This window comes from Sphingomonas sp. CCH15-F11 (genome assembly GCF_001557005.1).
GTDB lineage: Bacteria > Pseudomonadota > Alphaproteobacteria > Sphingomonadales > Sphingomonadaceae > Sphingomonas.
This window is the reverse complement of sequence record NZ_LSKG01000160.1, coordinates 1-15,169: the sequence shown is the minus strand read 5'-3', so window position 1 is coordinate 15,169 and position 15,169 is coordinate 1. Positions and strand designations below refer to the sequence as shown.

Genomic DNA, 15,169 nt, shown 5'->3' with positions numbered 1-15,169 from the left:
TCGGCTCAAGTTTTCGTTCGCCGCCCTGAAAAAATCTGTGTATAACCTTGCACGAGGCGCTTGTGTAAAAGCGCCGGAAGACCTGCGTGTATCGTCCGGCGCCAGGGATTATGACTGTAAAGGGCGAACCGGGAAGACGAACAGGGCAATGAGTTTCGATAGAGGGCGCCGCGGTGATCGCGGCGGGCGCGGCAGGGACAAGCGCGATTTCTTTGGCGACGAAGGCGGATTTGGTGGCGGCGACCGTTTCGGCGGTGGTGGCGACCGGTTCGGCGGCGGTCGCGGCATGCCGCCCCAGGTGGTCGGCGAAGCTACGGGCGTCGTGAAGTTCTTCAATGGCCAGAAGGGCTTCGGCTTCATCGTCCGCGACGATGGCGGCGAGGATGTCTTCGTGCACATTTCGGCGGTCGAGCAGGCCGGGCTGGCCGGGCTGGCCGAGGGTCAGCCGCTCGGCTTTACCCTGGTCGATCGCGGTGGCCGCATTTCGGCGACCGACCTCAAGATCGACGGCGAACCGATGCCGGTGACCGATCGCGCGCCCCCGCGCGACGCGGCCGGTGGCGCGCCGCGTGGTGGCCCGCAGCGCCAGCTGACCGGCGAGCGCGCGTCGGGCACGGTCAAGTTCTTCAACGCGATGAAGGGTTTCGGCTTTATCCAGCGCGACGACGGACAGCCCGATGCCTTTGTCCACATCTCCGCGGTCGAGCGCGCCGGCATGGTGACGCTCAACGAGGGCGACCGGCTCGAATTCGAGCTGGAAGTCGATCGGCGCGGCAAAATGGCGGCCGTCAACCTGCAGGCGCCGCAATAAGCGCCAGCTTGTGACGGCGAGGGACCCGGGGTCGCCGCTTTGCGTTCCGACGTGATGGCGACCCGGTATCTGAGCATGATTGGAATCGGCGCGGTGGCGATGGTCACCGCGCCGATCCTGTTTGCACGGCCCGCTGCCGTGGGTCCCGCCCCGATCGCCGCCCAGGAAGCTGCCGAGCCCGCACCTGCGACCGGCACGCCCCGGCCGCGGCTTCGCGCCGAATCGGCGACGATCGTCGCGCGCTACCCGCATGATGCGGGTGCGTTCACCCAGGGGCTGATCTGGTACGACGGCGCGCTCTACGAAAGCGTCGGCCAACCCGGTGTGTCGGAAGTACGCCGCGTCGACCTGACGACGGGCAGGGTGCGCAGGCGCGCGCGTATCCCCGCCCCGCAATTCGGCGAGGGGCTGGCGCGCTGGCAGGGCGAGCTGATCAGCCTGACCTGGACCAGCGGCATCGCGCACCGGTGGGACGCGCGCACGCTGAAGTCGCGCGGACAGTTCCGCTATCCCGGCGAAGGCTGGGGCCTGACGACGCTCGGCGACTCGCTCATCCTGTCCGACGGCACTTCCGATCTGCGCGTGCTCGACCCGACAAACTTTGCCGAGCGCCGCCGCATCCCCGTGCGGCTGGGCGACACCCCCGTCGACCGGCTCAACGAGCTTGAGGTCATCGACGGGCTGATCTTCGCCAATATCTGGTTCAGCAACCTGATCATCGCGATCGACCCGGCGACCGGCCAGGTCACGCGTGCGATCGACCTGAGCCCGGTCGTCCGCGAAGTCGCGCCGACGGATCGAGACGCGGTACTGAACGGCATCGCCTGGGATGGCGAGCGACGGCGGCTGTTCGTCACCGGCAAATACTGGCCGACCCTGTTCGAAATCCGGCTGGACGACGCCGCGCCCTGATCGGGCAGCGCGCGCTCAGCCGATCATCCGCCGCAACGTTGCGATCATGTCGGCCTCCGCCGCGGGCTTGTCGGTGCGGATGCGCGCGATTCGCGGGAAACGCATCGCAATCCCCGATTTGTGGCGACGCGATTCGTGGATCGAATCGAACGCGACCTCGAGCACCAGCGTCTTTTCGACCTCGCGCACCGGTCCGAACCGCTGGACCGTGTGATTGCGCACGAACCGGTCGAGCATCTTCAATTCCTCGTCAGTGAAGCCCGAATAGGCCTTGCCCACCGGCAGCAGCTCGCCGCCAGCCGCCGGATCGCCCGTCCAGCAGCCAAAAGTATAGTCGGAATAGAAAGAGGACCGCCGGCCGTTGCCGCGCTGGGCATACATCATCACGCAGTCTGCGGTCAGCGGATCGCGCTTCCATTTGTACCACAGCCCCGCGCGGCGGCCGGCGACATAGGGCGACTGGCGATGCTTGAGCATCACGCCCTCGATCGCCGCGTCGCGCGCGCCGGCGCGGATATCGGCGAGCGCGGCGAAATCGGCTGTGTCGATCAGCGTACTTAGGTCGAAGCGCGCAGGGTCGAGTTGCGAGGCCACTGCCTCCAGCCGCGCACGACGCGCCACCCAGGGCTGTTCGCGCAGATCCTCCGCCCCGTCGAACAACAGGTCATAGACTCGGACGAATGCGGGATAGTCCGCCAGCATCCGCGCCGAGACCTGCTTGCGCCCCAGCCGCTGCTGCAACGCATTGAAACTTGCCGCCTCACCGCCCTGCGCCTGTCCACGCACCAGCAGCTCCCCATCAAGCACGCCGGGAAAGGTGACCGCGCGCGCAATGTCGGGAAAGGATGCGGTGATGTCGTCGCCCGCGCGGCTGTACAGCCGGGTCTCGCCGCCGACATGGACGATCTGGACGCGAATGCCGTCCCATTTCCATTCGGCCGCATAGTCGGCCAGATCGACTTCGCCGTCCTCCAGGGGATGTGCGAGCATGAAGGGCCGGAACACCGGCATGGCCGCCGCATGTGGCTGCGGCGCGCGCCCCTCGCCCCAGTCGAAAAGCGCGAGATAGGGCGGAGCAAGCGCGTGCCAGACCTCTTCGACCGCATCGATGTCGAGGCCGAACGCCTGGGCGAGCGCGGTCTTGGCGAGACGCGCCGACACGCCGACGCGCAGACCGCCGGTCGCGAGCTTCAGCAGCGCGAATCGCGCATCGGCATCGAGGCGGTCGAGCATTGCCGCCAGTCGCGCCGGCGCCTCGGCGCGGGGCGATTCGCGCAGCTCGTCGACGGCCTGAGCCAATGAAGGCGGCGACATGCCAGCGCCGTTGCCCGGGGGCGGTTCCGGCCACAGCAGCGCGACCGTTTCAGCCGTATCGCCGACGAAATCGCGGCTCATCGCAAACAGGATCGGATCGGTCCGCTCGCAGATCAGCGCGCGGATCGCCGCGGGTTTGACCCCCGGCAGATCGAGATCGCCCGTCAGCGCCGCCATCGCCCAACCCCGGTCGGGGTCGGGCGTGGCGCGCAGATAATCGGCAATCAGGCGCAGCTTGGCGTTGCGCGAACGCGTATAGGTCAGCCGGTCGAGCAGGGTCGCAAAGGCGTGAATGTTTGCGACCCCCTGCCCCGGCCGTTCGTGGTCAGCCCTTGCGGCTGGCTTCAAACAGGAACCAGGCGCGCTCCTCGGCCTGGTCGGTCCACTCATCGAGGATGCCACTCGTCGCGTTGTCCTTGGCCTCGTCGACGATATCCTTGGCTTCCCGGAGCAATTCGACGAGCTTCAGATTGTCCTCGCGCAGTTCGGCCAGCATCTTGTCCGGGGCGACATAGTCGTCGTCATTGTCCTTGATCGTTTGGTGGCGCGCAATGTCGCCGATCGACCGCAGGGTCGTGTTGCCGGTCTTGCGCACGCGCTCCGCGATCGCGTCGGTCGTCGCCAGGATCTGGGCGGCCTGATCATCGAGCATCAGGTGATAGTCGCGGAAATGCGGGCCCGAGACGTGCCAGTGAAAATTCTTGGTCTTGAGGTAGAGCGCATAGCTGTCGGCAAGAATGCCGTTCAGCGCCTGAGCCACGGTCTTCGCGGCATTGGACGTGAGGTCGGTCGGGGTGCGCAGCGCGGCGTTGGTGTCGGCCATGGGAAAGCTTCTCCGAATGTTTGCGTCCGTTGATGTCGGTTCGATCTGGCAACGAATGATTCCGTGAAAGGGTCCGTTCGGAGATCGTCGCGCCGCCCGTCCACTCCAATGTGGCGGGCGATCGCCACACTTCAAGCGGGCGGAATTGCGGTCGTGCGTTTGATCGCGCCGGGCACGCGCGCGGGCGCGCTTGACTTTTCGCGGCCGTCGCCGCATGGGCTGCCGTCTGTCAGCGGCCGCCTGTGCGCGCCGCTGTTCTTCTTTTCACGCGAACGCGTTGTAGCGCCAAGGGATTTGGGTCATGGCAAAGCCGACCACCGTCAAGATCAAGCTGGTCAGCACCGCTGACACCGGATTCTTCTATGTCACCAAGAAGAACCCGCGCAACCAGACCGAAAAGATGTCGTTCCGCAAATATGACCCCGTCGTGCGCAAGCACGTCGAGTTCAAGGAAGCGAAGATCAAGTAAGTCCCGTCTGGCCGCGGCCTAGGCGCCGTCGGCCAGCCGATCGAGATAGGCGAGGAATCCCGCTTCGTCCGCCGCGTGGATCAGCCCGGCACGCCACAGGCTGATCGCGCCCGTCGCCAGCGACCAGGCCGCGATCACGCGGTCGCGGGCATCGACCGGGTCGATCCCGCTGAATGCCGACAGACACAGATTGGTGACGGCGTCGACCGCGCCGGACAGCTCGTCATGCGCACGAATCGCGGCGGCATCATGCGCCATCATCACATCATGCAATCGCGGTTCGACCAGCGCGAATCCGGCATAGGCGCGCACGAAGGCGCGCGACGGGTCGCCGACACCCGCGGCTGTTTCGGTCACCCCGACGAGACACGCCGCCAGCAGGCGATAGCCATGCGCCGCTACCGACGCCATCAGCGCCGCGCGATCCGGGAAATGTCGGTACAGCGCGCCGTGCGTCACCCCGACGCGCGCGGCGAGCGCCCGCATCGACACCCCAGCCGCGCCCTGTTCGCGGACCATATCGATCGCGAGGTCGCGCGCCGCGCGTTCGAGCTCGCCATGGTGATAGGCGCCCTCCGGCCGGGTGTGCGTCCCGGCGTTCATGTCCGGCGGACCTGCCAGCCGACGGTCATCGACGCCACCTCAACCGCCTGCTCATCGGTGATCGCGACCATGGCGTCGAACGCCACCTTGCCCTCCCGCGCGAGCGTGTCGCGCAGGCCGTCGGCATCGCCATCGACCGTCGCCACGGCGCGCACCGTGCCGCGCGCCGAGCGAAGATAACCGATCGTCGCCCCGGTGGCGACCGGCCGGAGCCGCGCGAGCTGTTCCGCGAACAGACCGCTCATCGCCGCGCCGGAAACGGTTTCGCCCAGTGTGAACAGGGCCCCGGCATGCAGGGTGCCGATATGGTTGCTGACGTCGGCGCGCTGGACGAGCTGCGCGATGGCACGTCCGGGTTCGACCGACACCAGGTCGATGCCGGTCAGCTGTGCGAACGGGACCGAGCGAGTCATCCCGGCGCGGATCATCTCGAGCACGTCCATCGCCGCTTCCTCCCGCTCATGTGTCCAGTGGATACATATCCCGGCATGCGTGAACGGGCAAGCCATACGAACGATGGCCGACCATCACAGCAGCTGGCGGACCTCCTCGATGAAACGGGCGAGCGAAATCGGCTTGGACACATAGGCGCTGGCGCCGGCCGCGCGGATGCGCTCCTCGTCCTCGCGCCCCGAATAGGCGGTGACCGCCATGATCGGCACCTGCGCGAGCTCGGGGTCGGCGCGCATCAGCGTGATCAGTTCCAGCCCGGTCACATGCGGCATCTGGATGTCCATGATCACCAGATGCGGGTCGAACTGCTGCGCGCGGACCATCGCCTCCCGCCCGTCGCGGATCGGCTCCGCGACGAACCCGTGGGCACGCAACAAATCGCAAAACAGCTTGAGGTTGAGTTCGTTGTCCTCGACAACGAGCACCCGTTTTGTCACGCGCGTATCCCGTCCGGTTGGAGCGAATCCTTAAGCGATGATGCACGATGTGACAAATGCTGCCGATGACGCCGAGCTGCTCGCGCTCCGCGCGCTGGGCTGGCTGATCGGCGAACCTGCGCGCGCCGAACGCTTCCTGGCGCTGACCGGGCTGGATGTCGCGACGTTGCGTGCGCGTGCCGGCGATCCGGTCATCCTGCGCGCCGTCATCGACCATATCGCCGCGCATGAACCCGACCTGGTCGCGTGCGCGACCGCATTGGCGATCGACCCGGCCGCCCTGGTGCGTGCGCGCGACGTGCTGGAATCGTCATGCGGCCCCTGCTGATCTGCGACTGCGACGAGGTGCTTTTGCACATGGTCCGTCATTTCGGCAGCTGGCTTGCCGAGGATCACGCGATCGATCTCGACCTTGCGAACGGCAACTTCGCCCAATCGCTGCGTCGCCGCGACGGCGAACCGGTCGCGCCGGGCGAAATATGGACCTATCTCGACGGCTTCTTTCCCGCCCAGATGGCCAGGCAGACGCTGGTGCCCGGCGCGCTCGACGCGCTGACCGCTCTGGCGACGGATGCCGACATCGTCATCCTCACCAACCTTGCCAATCACTGCCGCCCCCATCGAATCGAACAGCTCGCCGCCCACGGCATCGCCCATCGCGTCGAATGCAACCAGGGCGGCAAGGGCGGGCCGGTCGCCGCGCTGGTCGCGGAATATCGCGCGCCGGTCACGGTTTTCGTCGACGACCTTGGCGTCCACCATGATTCGGTCGCCCGCCACGCGCCGGAGGTCCACCGGCTGCACATGGTCGCGGAGCCGGTGCTGGCGCGCGCGATCCCGGCGGCGCCGGCGGCGCACGCGCGCATCGACGACTGGCAGGAGGCACGGGCATGGATCGCCGATCGTTTTGCGCACGGACAGCCGGCTTCGGCTTGACGCTGGCAGCCGGGGATGATTTGGCTCGGGCCATGAGCGATCCGATCGAAGCGAAGCTGGCCGAACTCGGCCTTGACCTGCCCGCCGCTGCCGCGCCCGTCGCGGCCTATGTCCCGGTGGTCGTTGCGGGCGGCCTCGCCCATGTGTCGGGCCAGGTCCCGTTCGACGCCGGCGGCGAGCTGATGAAGGGCCGCGCCGGCGAGAATCGCGACCTCGATTATGCCCAGGCGGCCGCCCAACGTTGCGCGCTGATGATCCTCGCGCAGTTGAAGGCGGCGCTCGGCGACCTCGGCCGCGTCCGCCGCGTCGTCAAGCTCGGGGTGTTCGTCAACAGCGCCGCCGACTTCACCGATCAGCCCAAGGTCGCCAACGGCGCCTCCGAACTGATGGTGTCCCTGTTCGGCGACGCCGGGCGCCATGCCCGCAGTGCCGTCGGCGTGCCGGCATTGCCGCTGGGCGTCGTCGTCGAAATCGACGCGGTCGTCGCGATCGACTGACCCGTCGCATCCGCGGGAATGTGTTGCTGCACTGCAACAGCATTTCGCAATCGCATTATTTTGACCTTGCGCGTTATTGCTCGCAGCTGCGGTAGCGTGCAATCTTGTTGCGTTGCGGCCGGACCATGCGGAGCATTGACTCCATTCAAACAGACCTGGCGGGGCGCGGCGCAGGCGGAACCATCGTCTTCATAAAGGAAAAACACGATGCGTTTCTCGACACTTCTGGCCGGTGCGCTCGCGCTCACCGCGGCAACTCCCGCGTTCGCTCAGGACGAAACCGAACCCGCACCCTCCGTCACCGTCTCGGGCAGCGTCGGCCTGTTCACCGATTATCGCTTTCGCGGCGTTTCGCAGACCGACAAGGAAATCGCGGTGCAGGGCGGCGTGACGCTCAACCATGAAAGCGGCCTCTATGGCGGCTTCTGGGGATCGAACCTGGCCGGATGGGGCACCTTTGGCGGGTCGAATACCGAACTCGACCTGTTTGCGGGCTACAAGCTGCCGGTCGGCGGCGGTGGCACGCTGGACGCCGGCCTTGTGTGGTACATGTATCCCGGCGGTGCCGACACCACCGACTTCGCCGAACTTTATGCAAAGCTGTCGGGCACGGTCGGTCCGGTTTCGCTGACCGCGGGCGTCGCCTATGCGCCCAGCCAGCGCGCCCTGGGCAATGTGTTCTTCACCGGCGCGGCGTCGGCGGCGGGCCTGCCCGACGACCCAGGCGACAAGGAAGACAATTTCTATGTCTCCGGCGATGCCGCGGTCGGCATCCCCAACACGCCGGTCACGCTGAAGGCGCATATCGGCGCCTCGGACGGCAATCCCGGCCTCGGCCCCAACGGCACCAGCGTGGCGCCGACCGGCAGCTATGTCGACTGGTCGCTGGGTGCGGACGTGGTCGTTGCGGGCCTGACGCTCGGCATCGCCTATGTCGATACCGACATTTCCAACGGCGAGTCGCTGTACCTCCAGCCGAATTTTTCGGAGGGCAATGACGGCGTCGGATCGATCGCCGATGCGACCGTCGTGTTCTCGATCAGCAAGTCCTTCTGATCACAACGGTACGGGACGGGGCTGCGATGATCTCGCGCGGCCCCTCCCCGCCAATTCTTGACCTGCTCAGCCGCCGATCGCGACGCGCGCGGTCTGGCCGTCGCCTTCGGGTGCGGCGATGATGTCGCGCGTCGTCGGCCCCTTGTTGAGGACCAGCGTCGACGGGTCGCCGACCGCCGACCGCACCCCGGCATCGGCGGTGTCCGCGCCCGCTTCGCGCAGGGCCGCGCGCTCGGTCTCGCTGCGCGGTGCCTCGCCGCCGAACAGCGCGTCGAGCGCCTGGCTGGCCGGGCTGTTGTCCTGCGGCCGGGCGACACCGGGCTGGGGCGGGACCAGCGAATAATCGGGCGGGATGACCAGCGGCGCCTGACGCGCGACCGCGAATTCATCGGGACGCTCGCGGTTCAGCCCGGAAGACCCGCAGGCACCGAGCGACAGAATCAGGCCGCCAGACAAAAGCGCCGGCAGAAGGGCGGGGACGGCACGCTCACGCATTCGGTTTCTCCACGGACAATTCATCATCGGCGCCACCGGGCGCCGCTTTCGGCTCGCGCACCAGCAACGCGCGCAGCAACAGGATCGCGACGCCGATGCTAATCGCGGCATCGGCGACATTGAAGACCAAAAACGGGCTCCACTCGCCGAAATGCAGGTCGGCATAGTCGATGACATAGCCCAGCCGCACCCGGTCGATGATGTTGCCGACCGCGCCGCCCAGCACCAGACCGAGCGCGATCAGGTCCCAGCGGTTGCGCTCGCGGAAGATCCAGAACGCGACGCCCGAAGCGATCGCCCCGGTCATCAGCACCAGCAACCAGCGCGCCATGTCGCTTTGCGCCTGGAACAGGCCGAGCGACACGCCGTCATTGGCGACGAAGCGCAAAGTGAAGATCGGCACGACCGGAATCGCCGCGCCGAGATGATCGAGGCCCAGCGGCCCTGTCACCCAATATTTGACCAGCTGATCGACGATGACGACCGCAGCGGCCACCATGAGCGCGAGGCGACGCACCGGCAACATCACGCCAGCACCCCGGCGCAGCGATCGCACAACGCGCCATCCTGCGTCACTTCGGGCAGCAGCCGCCAGCAGCGACCGCATTTGTGATGCGCCGTGCGGGCGACGGTGATCGGCCCGTCGGCTTTACGGACCGCGGCGACGATGAACAGCTCGGCCAGTTCGTCCGCGGGCAGCGGCAGGTCCGGGACGGTCACGTCGGCTTCCAGGCTGGAGCGGATCAGCTTGTCGCGGCGATAGGGTTCGATCGCCTCGGTCACCTGTTCGCGCAGGCGACGGACATCGGCCCAGTTGGTCCCGATCGCATCGTCGCCGGGCAGCGCGGGCAGTTCGGGCCATTCGAGGAAATGGACCGAGCCGTCGTCGCTCGGGAAGCGCGCCTGCCACACTTCCTCGGCGGTGAAGCACAGGATCGGCGCGGCATAGCGGACCAATGCGTGGAACAGGATGTCGAGAACGGTGCGGCACGCGCGGCGCTTGATGCTGTCCGGCGCATCGCAATACAGGCTGTCCTTGCGGATATCGAAGAAGAACGCCGACAGATCCTCATTGGCGAAATCAATGAGCGCGCGGGCATAGCGGTTGAACTCGTACGCCTCCGCCGCCGCGCGCAGCTCGGCATCGAGCACGCCCAGCCGGTTGAGGATATAGCGCTCCAGCTCGGGCATCCGCTCGACCGCCACGCGCTCGGAGTCGTCGAAGCCGGCGAGCGCGCCGAGCAGGTAGCGGAAGGTATTGCGCAGCTTGCGATAGGCGTCGCCGGTGCCGGCAAGCACTTCCTTGCCGATCCGCACATCCTCGAAATAATCGGTCTGCGCGACCCATAGCCGCAGGATGTCGGCACCGCTTTCGTCGATCACCTTCAGCGGATCGACGACATTGCCGAGCGACTTCGACATCTTGCGGCCATTGCCGTCGAGCGCGAAACCGTGGGTCAGCACCGCGTCATAGGGCGCGCGCCCGCGCGTGCCCGCGCTTTCCAGCAACGACGACTGGAACCAGCCGCGATGCTGATCGGAACCTTCGAGATACAGGTTGGCACGCACGCCCGCGCCATAACGCGCCTCGATCACGAAGCTGTGGGTCGAACCGGAATCGAACCACACGTCGAGAATGTCGGTGACGGCCTCATAATCGGCGAGGTCGTGGTCCGGCCCAAGCAGCGCCTGGTGATCGGCGACGTACCAGGCATCCGCGCCGCCGGTGCGGAACGCCTCCAGGATGCGGGCATTGACCGCCGGGTCGCGCAGAAAATCGCCGGTGTGACGATTGACATAGAGCGCGATCGGCACGCCCCAGGCGCGCTGGCGGCTGATCACCCAGTCGGGCCGCCCCTCCACCATCGCGCGGATGCGGTTGCGGCCCTTTTCCGGCACGAAGCGCGTGCGGTCGATCGCGTCGAGCGCCAGCTCGCGTAGGGTGGCCGCATTGCCGGCGGGATCGACCACCGGCCCGAACCCCGCCGCCTGGGCGAAGCCGGGCAGTTCGTCGGCGGCGGCACCCGCGACACGTTTCTCGACTTCGCTCGAAACGAGCGGGGAATTGCTTGAGCCCTCAACACCGTTCGTGTCGAGCGAAGTCGAGACACGTTTCCCATCCATCGGGATAAACCATTGCGGCGTGCAGCGGAAAATGACCCGCGCCTTCGACCGCCAGCTGTGCGGGTAGCTGTGCTGGAACGGCCCCGCCGACAGCAATGCGCCGGCTTCACGCAGGTCCGAACAGATCGGCCCATCGGGCGCGTTGAACTTCGTATTGATGACGCTCAACCGCCGCTCGTCGCTGCCGCCCAGCCACGCCCAGTCGTCGCGATAGCGGCCGTCGTCCATCACCGCGAAGACGGGGTCGATGCCATGCGCCTTGCACAGGGCAAAGTCGTCCTCGCCATGATCGGGCGACATGTGGACCAGCCCCGTGCCCGCGTCGGTGGTGACGAAATCGCCGGGGAGCATGGGACGGAGGCGCTCAAAGAAAGAGGCCACCTTCCCTGCACCAACTTCCCCTGCTTCGTCACCCCCGCGAAGACGGGGGTCCACAGTCGCCGAACTCGGTGAGAATGGATTCCCGCCTTCGCGGGAATGACGAAGGGGGCTGGCCATCGGATGACGCACCTTCGCCCCGGCAAGGTCAGTGCCCTTGCCCACCCACTCGTCTAGATCGACAAGCTGCGCATCAGGCCAGAGCTCTCTAAGCCGTGCGTTAAACTCTGATCGAAGAACTTGGTTGTCCGCGATCACAATTTTGCGATTGTCTAGCAACTTGTATGTCGGATGGCTGAAGCCATCAACGTTACCGTTGAACGACGTAGCGAAACGATAAAGCCGATACTCAACCTCCGGCCCATACGCCAAAGCCTGGTTCACCGGGATCGTCCACGGCGTCGTCGTCCAGATCACCGCATAGGCCCCGACCAGCTCGGGCGCGTTGGGTGCCTCGACGATCTCGAACGCCACGTCGATCTGCGTCGACGTCACATCCTCATATTCGACCTCGGCTTCGGCCAGCGCGGTCTTTTCGACCGGCGACCACATCACCGGCTTGGCGCCGCGATAGAGCTGGCCGCTTTCCGCAAACTTGAGCAATTCACCCGCGATCGTCGCTTCGGCGTCGAACTTCATGGTGAGGTACGGGTCGGCCCAGTCGCCCATCACCCCCAGCCGCTGGAACTGCGCGGCCTGCACCCCCACCCAATGCTGGGCATAGGCGCGGCATTCGGCGCGGAACTCGGCCGGCGGCACTTCGTCCTTGTTCTGCTTCTTCTTGCGATAGGCTTCCTCGATCTTCCATTCGATCGGCAGGCCGTGGCAATCCCAGCCGGGCACATACGGCGCGTCCTTGCCGAGCAGGGACTGGCTGCGCACCACGATGTCCTTCAGCACCTTGTTCATCGCATGGCCCATGTGAATGTCGCCATTCGCATAGGGGGGGCCATCATGCAGGATGAAGCGCTCGCGCCCCGCGCGTTGCTCGCGCAGGCGATCATAGACGCCGATCCGCGCCCAGCGTTCCAGGATCGCGGGCTCCTTCTGCGCAAGCCCCGCCTTCATCGGAAAGTCGGTGGTCGGCAGGAATACGGTGTCGCGATAATCGCGCTTCGGATCGGTCGTGTCGGTCATAGGAAAGCGCGCCTTAGCGAATAGGGCGCGGCGGAACAAATCCGATTCGTTCGGGTCGGGAGGGGAAGGATTTTGGTTCGCGCGAAGGCGCGAAGGGAGGGGAAAGGGGGTTCACGCAGAGGCGCAGAGGACGCGGAGGGGGTGTGCGGGTGGAACCGCCTCGCGCCAGCGAGACCTTGATCGCACCGCTCAGAAGGAATGAAGGCCGCTATCGCAGCGGACCCTGGCAGCCTGTGAAACACCTCCGCGTCCTCCGCGCCTCTGCGTGAAAACCACCCTCTTCGCGCCTTCGCGCCTTCGCGCGATTCACTCCACCGCCAAAGCCGCACGCGCCGCGTCACAATCGCGCGCCATCTGGACCTTTAGCGCCTTCAGATCGTCGAACTTCGCCTCAGGCCGCAGATACTCGATCAGCTCCACTTCGATCCGCTGGTCATAGAGATCGCCGGAAAAGTCGAAGAAATAGGGTTCAAGCAGCTCGATCGGCGGGTCGAAGGACGGCCGGATGCCCAGGTTCGCGACCCCGTCGAGCACGCGCCCGCCGGCGATCCGCCCGCGCACCGCATAGATGCCGTACGCGGGCCGGAGGTAACTGCCCAGCCGCAGATTGGCGGTCGGATAGCCCAGCTCGCGCCCCAATTTCGCCCCCGGCTCCACCATCCCCTCGATCGCGAACGGCCGGGTGAGCAGCGCGGCGGCCTCGCGCGGGCGGCCGGCCTTCAGCGCCTCGCGGATGCGGCTCGACGACACGATGTCGCCACCATCGGCGACCGGGGCGACGGTGGCGGTCGCAAAGCCCATCGCATCGCCCAGCCGCGCCAGCACATCGACATCGCCGTCGCGCCCCTTGCCGAAGGTGAAGTCCGCGCCCGTCACCACCCCCGCCGCACCGATCCGGTCGACCAGCCGCGCCTGTGCGAACTCGGCCGCCGACAGGCTGGCGAGGTCGGCGTTGAAGGCGAAGACCAGCATCGCGTCCGCCCCCGCCGCGCCGAACAGTCGCTGGCGCTGGTCGAGCGTGGTCAGGCGGAAGGGTGGCGCGTCGGGCCGGAAATAGCGCACCGGATGCGGATCGAAGGTCGCGACGATCGCCGGGCGGCCGGCCGCGCGTGCCATCGCGACCGCGCGGCCCACCACTGCCTGGTGCCCCAGATGAAAGCCATCGAAATTGCCGAGCGCGACGATGCCGCCGCGAAACGCCGCCGGCACCGCCGAGCCGCCGTCCAGCCGCTCCATGCGCGCGGCTATAGGGGGTCGGGCGGTGCTGGGAAAGAGCGTGGTCCGCAGATCATGCCGCGGGCGGCGGCGGATCGCGCGCGAGCGTGACGTAATCGAACGCCGGTCGGCCGTCGGCTGCGGCGTTGGACACACGCGCGACCTCGCGCCAGTCGGGGCCAAAGGGCGGGACGACCGCGTCGCCGACCGCGTCCAGGTGCACTTCGGTCAACTCGACCCGGTCGGCGCGGCCCAGGAACAGGGCAAAGACCTGCGCCCCGCCGATCACCGCGATTTCGGGCACGTCCCCGGCCAGCGCCAGCGCCGCATCGACATCGTGCGTCACCTCCGCGCCCGGTGCCTGCCAGGCTGCATCGCGGGTCAGCACGATATGACGGCGGCCGGGCAGTGGCGCTGGAAAGCCCTCGAACGTCTTGCGCCCCATCACCATCGGCTTGCCCATGGTCAGCGCCTTGAAGCGCTTGAGGTCGGCCGGCAGGTGCCAGGGCAGGCGGTTGTCGCGCCCGATCACCCCATTGCGCGCGCGCGCCAGGATGAGCGTGATCACACCGCCACCGGGGCGGCGATGTGCGGATCGGCGACGTAATCGTGGATCACGAAATCCTCGAACACATAGCCGTCGATCGCGTCGGGGCGGCGCGTGATCTCCAGCCGCGGCAGCGGCCCCGGCGTCCGCGACAATTGCAGCCGCGCCTGATCCAGATGATTGGCGTAAAGGTGGCAATCGCCGCCGGTCCAGATGAACTCGCCCGGCTCAAGGTCGCATTGCTGGGCGATCATGTGGGTCAGCAGCGCATAGGACGCGATGTTGAACGGCACGCCCAGGAAGATGTCGGCGGAACGCTGATAGAGCTGAAGCGACAGCCGGCCGTTGGCGACATAAGTCTGGAACAGGCAGTGGCAGGGCGCGAGCGCCATGCGGTCGAGCTCGCCCGGGTTCCACGCGCTGACGATCTGGCGGCGCGAGGCGGGATTGGTGCGGATCATGTCGATCAGCTGCGCGATCTGGTCGACGGTGCGGTGATCGGCGGTTTCCCAGCGCCGCCACTGCTTGCCATAGACCGGGCCGAGGTCACCCGCTTCGTCCGCCCATTCGTTCCAGATGCTCACCCTGCGTTCCTGCAGCCAGCGGACATTGGTGTCGCCGCGCAGGAACCACAGCAATTCGATGATGATCGATCGCAGATGCAGCTTCTTGGTCGTGACCAGCGGAAAGCCCTCCGCCAGGTCGAAGCGCATCTGGTGCCCGAACACCGACCGGGTGCCGACGCCCGTTCGATCCATCGTCTCCGCGCCGTGATCGAGCGCGCGCTGCATCAGTTCATGATATTGCCGCATGGGTCAGGACGGTAGCGGGGCAGGGCTGGCGCGCCAAGGGGGGCTCTCAGTTGGTGAGAGGTCCCGGCCTCCGCCGGGACGACGCTGCTCCATCCCGTCGCCCCGGCGCAGGGGCCCCCGCAAAGTAGTACTTTGCGGGGAACCCCGAAG

At 66.9% G+C, this 15,169-nt stretch carries 18 protein-coding genes; 7 read left to right on the top strand and 11 right to left on the bottom strand.

What is annotated here, in order from left to right:
• The first annotated feature begins 148 nt into the window (after positions 1–148).
• Both AX709_RS19415 and AX709_RS16025 read left to right on the top strand, forming a co-directional pair.
• On the top strand, positions 149–811 hold the full coding sequence (locus AX709_RS19415; protein ID WP_066550840.1) for a cold-shock protein: 663 nt from the start codon (positions 149–151) through the stop codon (positions 809–811).
• 54 nt (positions 812–865) lie between these two features.
• The gene (locus tag AX709_RS16025) at positions 866–1,723 is read left to right on the top strand and encodes a glutaminyl-peptide cyclotransferase (RefSeq protein ID WP_231727558.1); all 858 of its coding nucleotides are present in this window, start codon (positions 866–868) and stop codon (positions 1,721–1,723) included.
• A gap of 15 nt (positions 1,724–1,738) precedes the next feature.
• On the opposite strand, the gene AX709_RS16020 is transcribed toward AX709_RS16025, so the two are convergent.
• Positions 1,739–3,331, bottom strand: coding sequence for a cisplatin damage response ATP-dependent DNA ligase (locus tag AX709_RS16020; protein WP_066550914.1), 1,593 nt, complete (start codon positions 3,329–3,331; stop codon positions 1,739–1,741).
• Positions 3,332–3,362: 31 nt separating this feature from the next.
• Positions 3,363–3,860, bottom strand: coding sequence for a Dps family protein (locus tag AX709_RS16015; protein ID WP_066483561.1), 498 nt, complete (start codon positions 3,858–3,860; stop codon positions 3,363–3,365).
• Positions 3,861–4,161: 301 nt separating this feature from the next.
• Between AX709_RS16015 and rpmG the strand changes: the two genes are divergently transcribed.
• Complete coding sequence (gene rpmG, locus AX709_RS16010) at positions 4,162–4,329, top strand: 50S ribosomal protein L33 (RefSeq protein WP_066483558.1); 168 nt, start codon at positions 4,162–4,164, stop codon at positions 4,327–4,329.
• An 18-nt stretch (positions 4,330–4,347) separates the two neighbouring features.
• Here the strand turns inward: rpmG and AX709_RS16005 are convergent, their stop codons facing one another.
• The 3 genes from AX709_RS16005 to AX709_RS15995 all read right to left on the bottom strand — a co-directional run bounded on the left by AX709_RS16005 (position 4,348) and on the right by AX709_RS15995 (position 5,822).
• Positions 4,348–4,932 carry a TetR/AcrR family transcriptional regulator gene (locus AX709_RS16005; protein ID WP_066483556.1) on the bottom strand — a complete coding sequence of 195 codons (585 nt, stop codon included), beginning with the start codon at positions 4,930–4,932 and terminating at the stop codon, positions 4,348–4,350.
• Complete coding sequence (locus AX709_RS16000) at positions 4,929–5,375, bottom strand: DUF4442 domain-containing protein (RefSeq protein ID WP_197419092.1); 447 nt, start codon at positions 5,373–5,375, stop codon at positions 4,929–4,931. The genes AX709_RS16005 and AX709_RS16000 overlap by 4 nt, the downstream gene beginning before the upstream one ends.
• 84 nt (positions 5,376–5,459) lie before the next feature.
• Entirely contained in the window at positions 5,460–5,822 is a 363-nt protein-coding gene (locus AX709_RS15995; RefSeq protein ID WP_066483554.1) for a response regulator, read from the bottom strand.
• A gap of 40 nt (positions 5,823–5,862) precedes the next feature.
• Here AX709_RS15995 and AX709_RS15990 point away from each other — a divergent pair, with 40 nt between their 5' ends.
• The 4 genes from AX709_RS15990 (at position 5,863) to AX709_RS15975 (ending at position 8,311) form a co-directional block, all read left to right on the top strand.
• Positions 5,863–6,150 carry a DUF3572 domain-containing protein gene (locus AX709_RS15990; RefSeq protein ID WP_156454304.1) on the top strand — a complete coding sequence of 96 codons (288 nt, stop codon included), beginning with the start codon at positions 5,863–5,865 and terminating at the stop codon, positions 6,148–6,150.
• On the top strand, positions 6,135–6,758 hold the full coding sequence (locus AX709_RS15985) for a hypothetical protein (RefSeq protein WP_066550832.1): 624 nt from the start codon (positions 6,135–6,137) through the stop codon (positions 6,756–6,758). Before AX709_RS15990 ends, AX709_RS15985 begins: the two co-directional genes overlap by 16 nt.
• 32 nt (positions 6,759–6,790) lie before the next feature.
• On the top strand, positions 6,791–7,255 hold the full coding sequence (locus tag AX709_RS15980) for a RidA family protein (protein ID WP_066483551.1): 465 nt from the start codon (positions 6,791–6,793) through the stop codon (positions 7,253–7,255).
• 207 nt (positions 7,256–7,462) lie between these two features.
• Positions 7,463–8,311, top strand: a complete 849-nt coding sequence (locus AX709_RS15975) for a TorF family putative porin (protein WP_066550830.1) — start codon at positions 7,463–7,465, stop codon at positions 8,309–8,311.
• A 66-nt stretch (positions 8,312–8,377) separates the two neighbouring features.
• Here AX709_RS15975 and AX709_RS15970 read toward each other — a convergent pair whose 3' ends face one another.
• The 6 genes from AX709_RS15970 to AX709_RS15945 form a co-directional block, all read right to left on the bottom strand.
• Entirely contained in the window at positions 8,378–8,806 is a 429-nt protein-coding gene (locus AX709_RS15970; protein ID WP_066550828.1) for a DUF3035 domain-containing protein, read from the bottom strand.
• A complete protein-coding gene (gene lspA, locus AX709_RS15965; protein ID WP_066550827.1) occupies positions 8,799–9,332 on the bottom strand; it encodes a signal peptidase II in 534 nt (177 codons plus the stop codon). Before lspA ends, AX709_RS15970 begins: the two co-directional genes overlap by 8 nt.
• Positions 9,332–12,445 carry an isoleucine--tRNA ligase gene (ileS, locus tag AX709_RS15960; RefSeq protein ID WP_066550822.1) on the bottom strand — a complete coding sequence of 1,038 codons (3,114 nt, stop codon included), beginning with the start codon at positions 12,443–12,445 and terminating at the stop codon, positions 9,332–9,334. Before ileS ends, lspA begins: the two co-directional genes overlap by 1 nt.
• Positions 12,446–12,751: 306 nt before the next feature.
• Positions 12,752–13,681, bottom strand: coding sequence for a bifunctional riboflavin kinase/FAD synthetase (locus tag AX709_RS15955; protein WP_066550819.1), 930 nt, complete (start codon positions 13,679–13,681; stop codon positions 12,752–12,754).
• A gap of 52 nt (positions 13,682–13,733) precedes the next feature.
• Positions 13,734–14,228 carry a dihydrofolate reductase gene (locus tag AX709_RS15950; protein WP_066550817.1) on the bottom strand — a complete coding sequence of 165 codons (495 nt, stop codon included), beginning with the start codon at positions 14,226–14,228 and terminating at the stop codon, positions 13,734–13,736.
• Positions 14,225–15,019, bottom strand: a complete 795-nt coding sequence (locus tag AX709_RS15945) for a thymidylate synthase (protein WP_066550815.1) — start codon at positions 15,017–15,019, stop codon at positions 14,225–14,227. The genes AX709_RS15950 and AX709_RS15945 overlap by 4 nt, the downstream gene beginning before the upstream one ends.
• Positions 15,020–15,169 lie beyond the last annotated feature (150 nt).

Coding starts and splice junctions, on each gene's coding strand:
- AX709_RS16005 (WP_066483556.1), bottom strand. CDS start 4,932: ATGAACGCCGGGACGCACACCCGGCCGGAGGGCGCCTATCACCATGGC.
- AX709_RS19415 (WP_066550840.1), top strand. CDS start 149: ATGAGTTTCGATAGAGGGCGCCGCGGTGATCGCGGCGGGCGCGGCAGG.
- AX709_RS15955 (WP_066550819.1), bottom strand. CDS start 13,681: ATGGAGCGGCTGGACGGCGGCTCGGCGGTGCCGGCGGCGTTTCGCGGC.
- AX709_RS16015 (WP_066483561.1), bottom strand. CDS start 3,860: ATGGCCGACACCAACGCCGCGCTGCGCACCCCGACCGACCTCACGTCC.
- lspA (WP_066550827.1), bottom strand. CDS start 9,332: ATGTTGCCGGTGCGTCGCCTCGCGCTCATGGTGGCCGCTGCGGTCGTC.
- AX709_RS16000 (WP_197419092.1), bottom strand. CDS start 5,375: ATGGACGTGCTCGAGATGATCCGCGCCGGGATGACTCGCTCGGTCCCG.
- AX709_RS15975 (WP_066550830.1), top strand. CDS start 7,463: ATGCGTTTCTCGACACTTCTGGCCGGTGCGCTCGCGCTCACCGCGGCA.
- AX709_RS16025 (WP_231727558.1), top strand. CDS start 866: ATGGCGACCCGGTATCTGAGCATGATTGGAATCGGCGCGGTGGCGATG.
- AX709_RS15985 (WP_066550832.1), top strand. CDS start 6,135: ATGCGGCCCCTGCTGATCTGCGACTGCGACGAGGTGCTTTTGCACATG.
- AX709_RS15980 (WP_066483551.1), top strand. CDS start 6,791: ATGAGCGATCCGATCGAAGCGAAGCTGGCCGAACTCGGCCTTGACCTG.
- AX709_RS15945 (WP_066550815.1), bottom strand. CDS start 15,019: ATGCGGCAATATCATGAACTGATGCAGCGCGCGCTCGATCACGGCGCG.
- ileS (WP_066550822.1), bottom strand. CDS start 12,445: ATGACCGACACGACCGATCCGAAGCGCGATTATCGCGACACCGTATTC.
- AX709_RS15990 (WP_156454304.1), top strand. CDS start 5,863: ATGCACGATGTGACAAATGCTGCCGATGACGCCGAGCTGCTCGCGCTC.
- rpmG (WP_066483558.1), top strand. CDS start 4,162: ATGGCAAAGCCGACCACCGTCAAGATCAAGCTGGTCAGCACCGCTGAC.
- AX709_RS15970 (WP_066550828.1), bottom strand. CDS start 8,806: ATGCGTGAGCGTGCCGTCCCCGCCCTTCTGCCGGCGCTTTTGTCTGGC.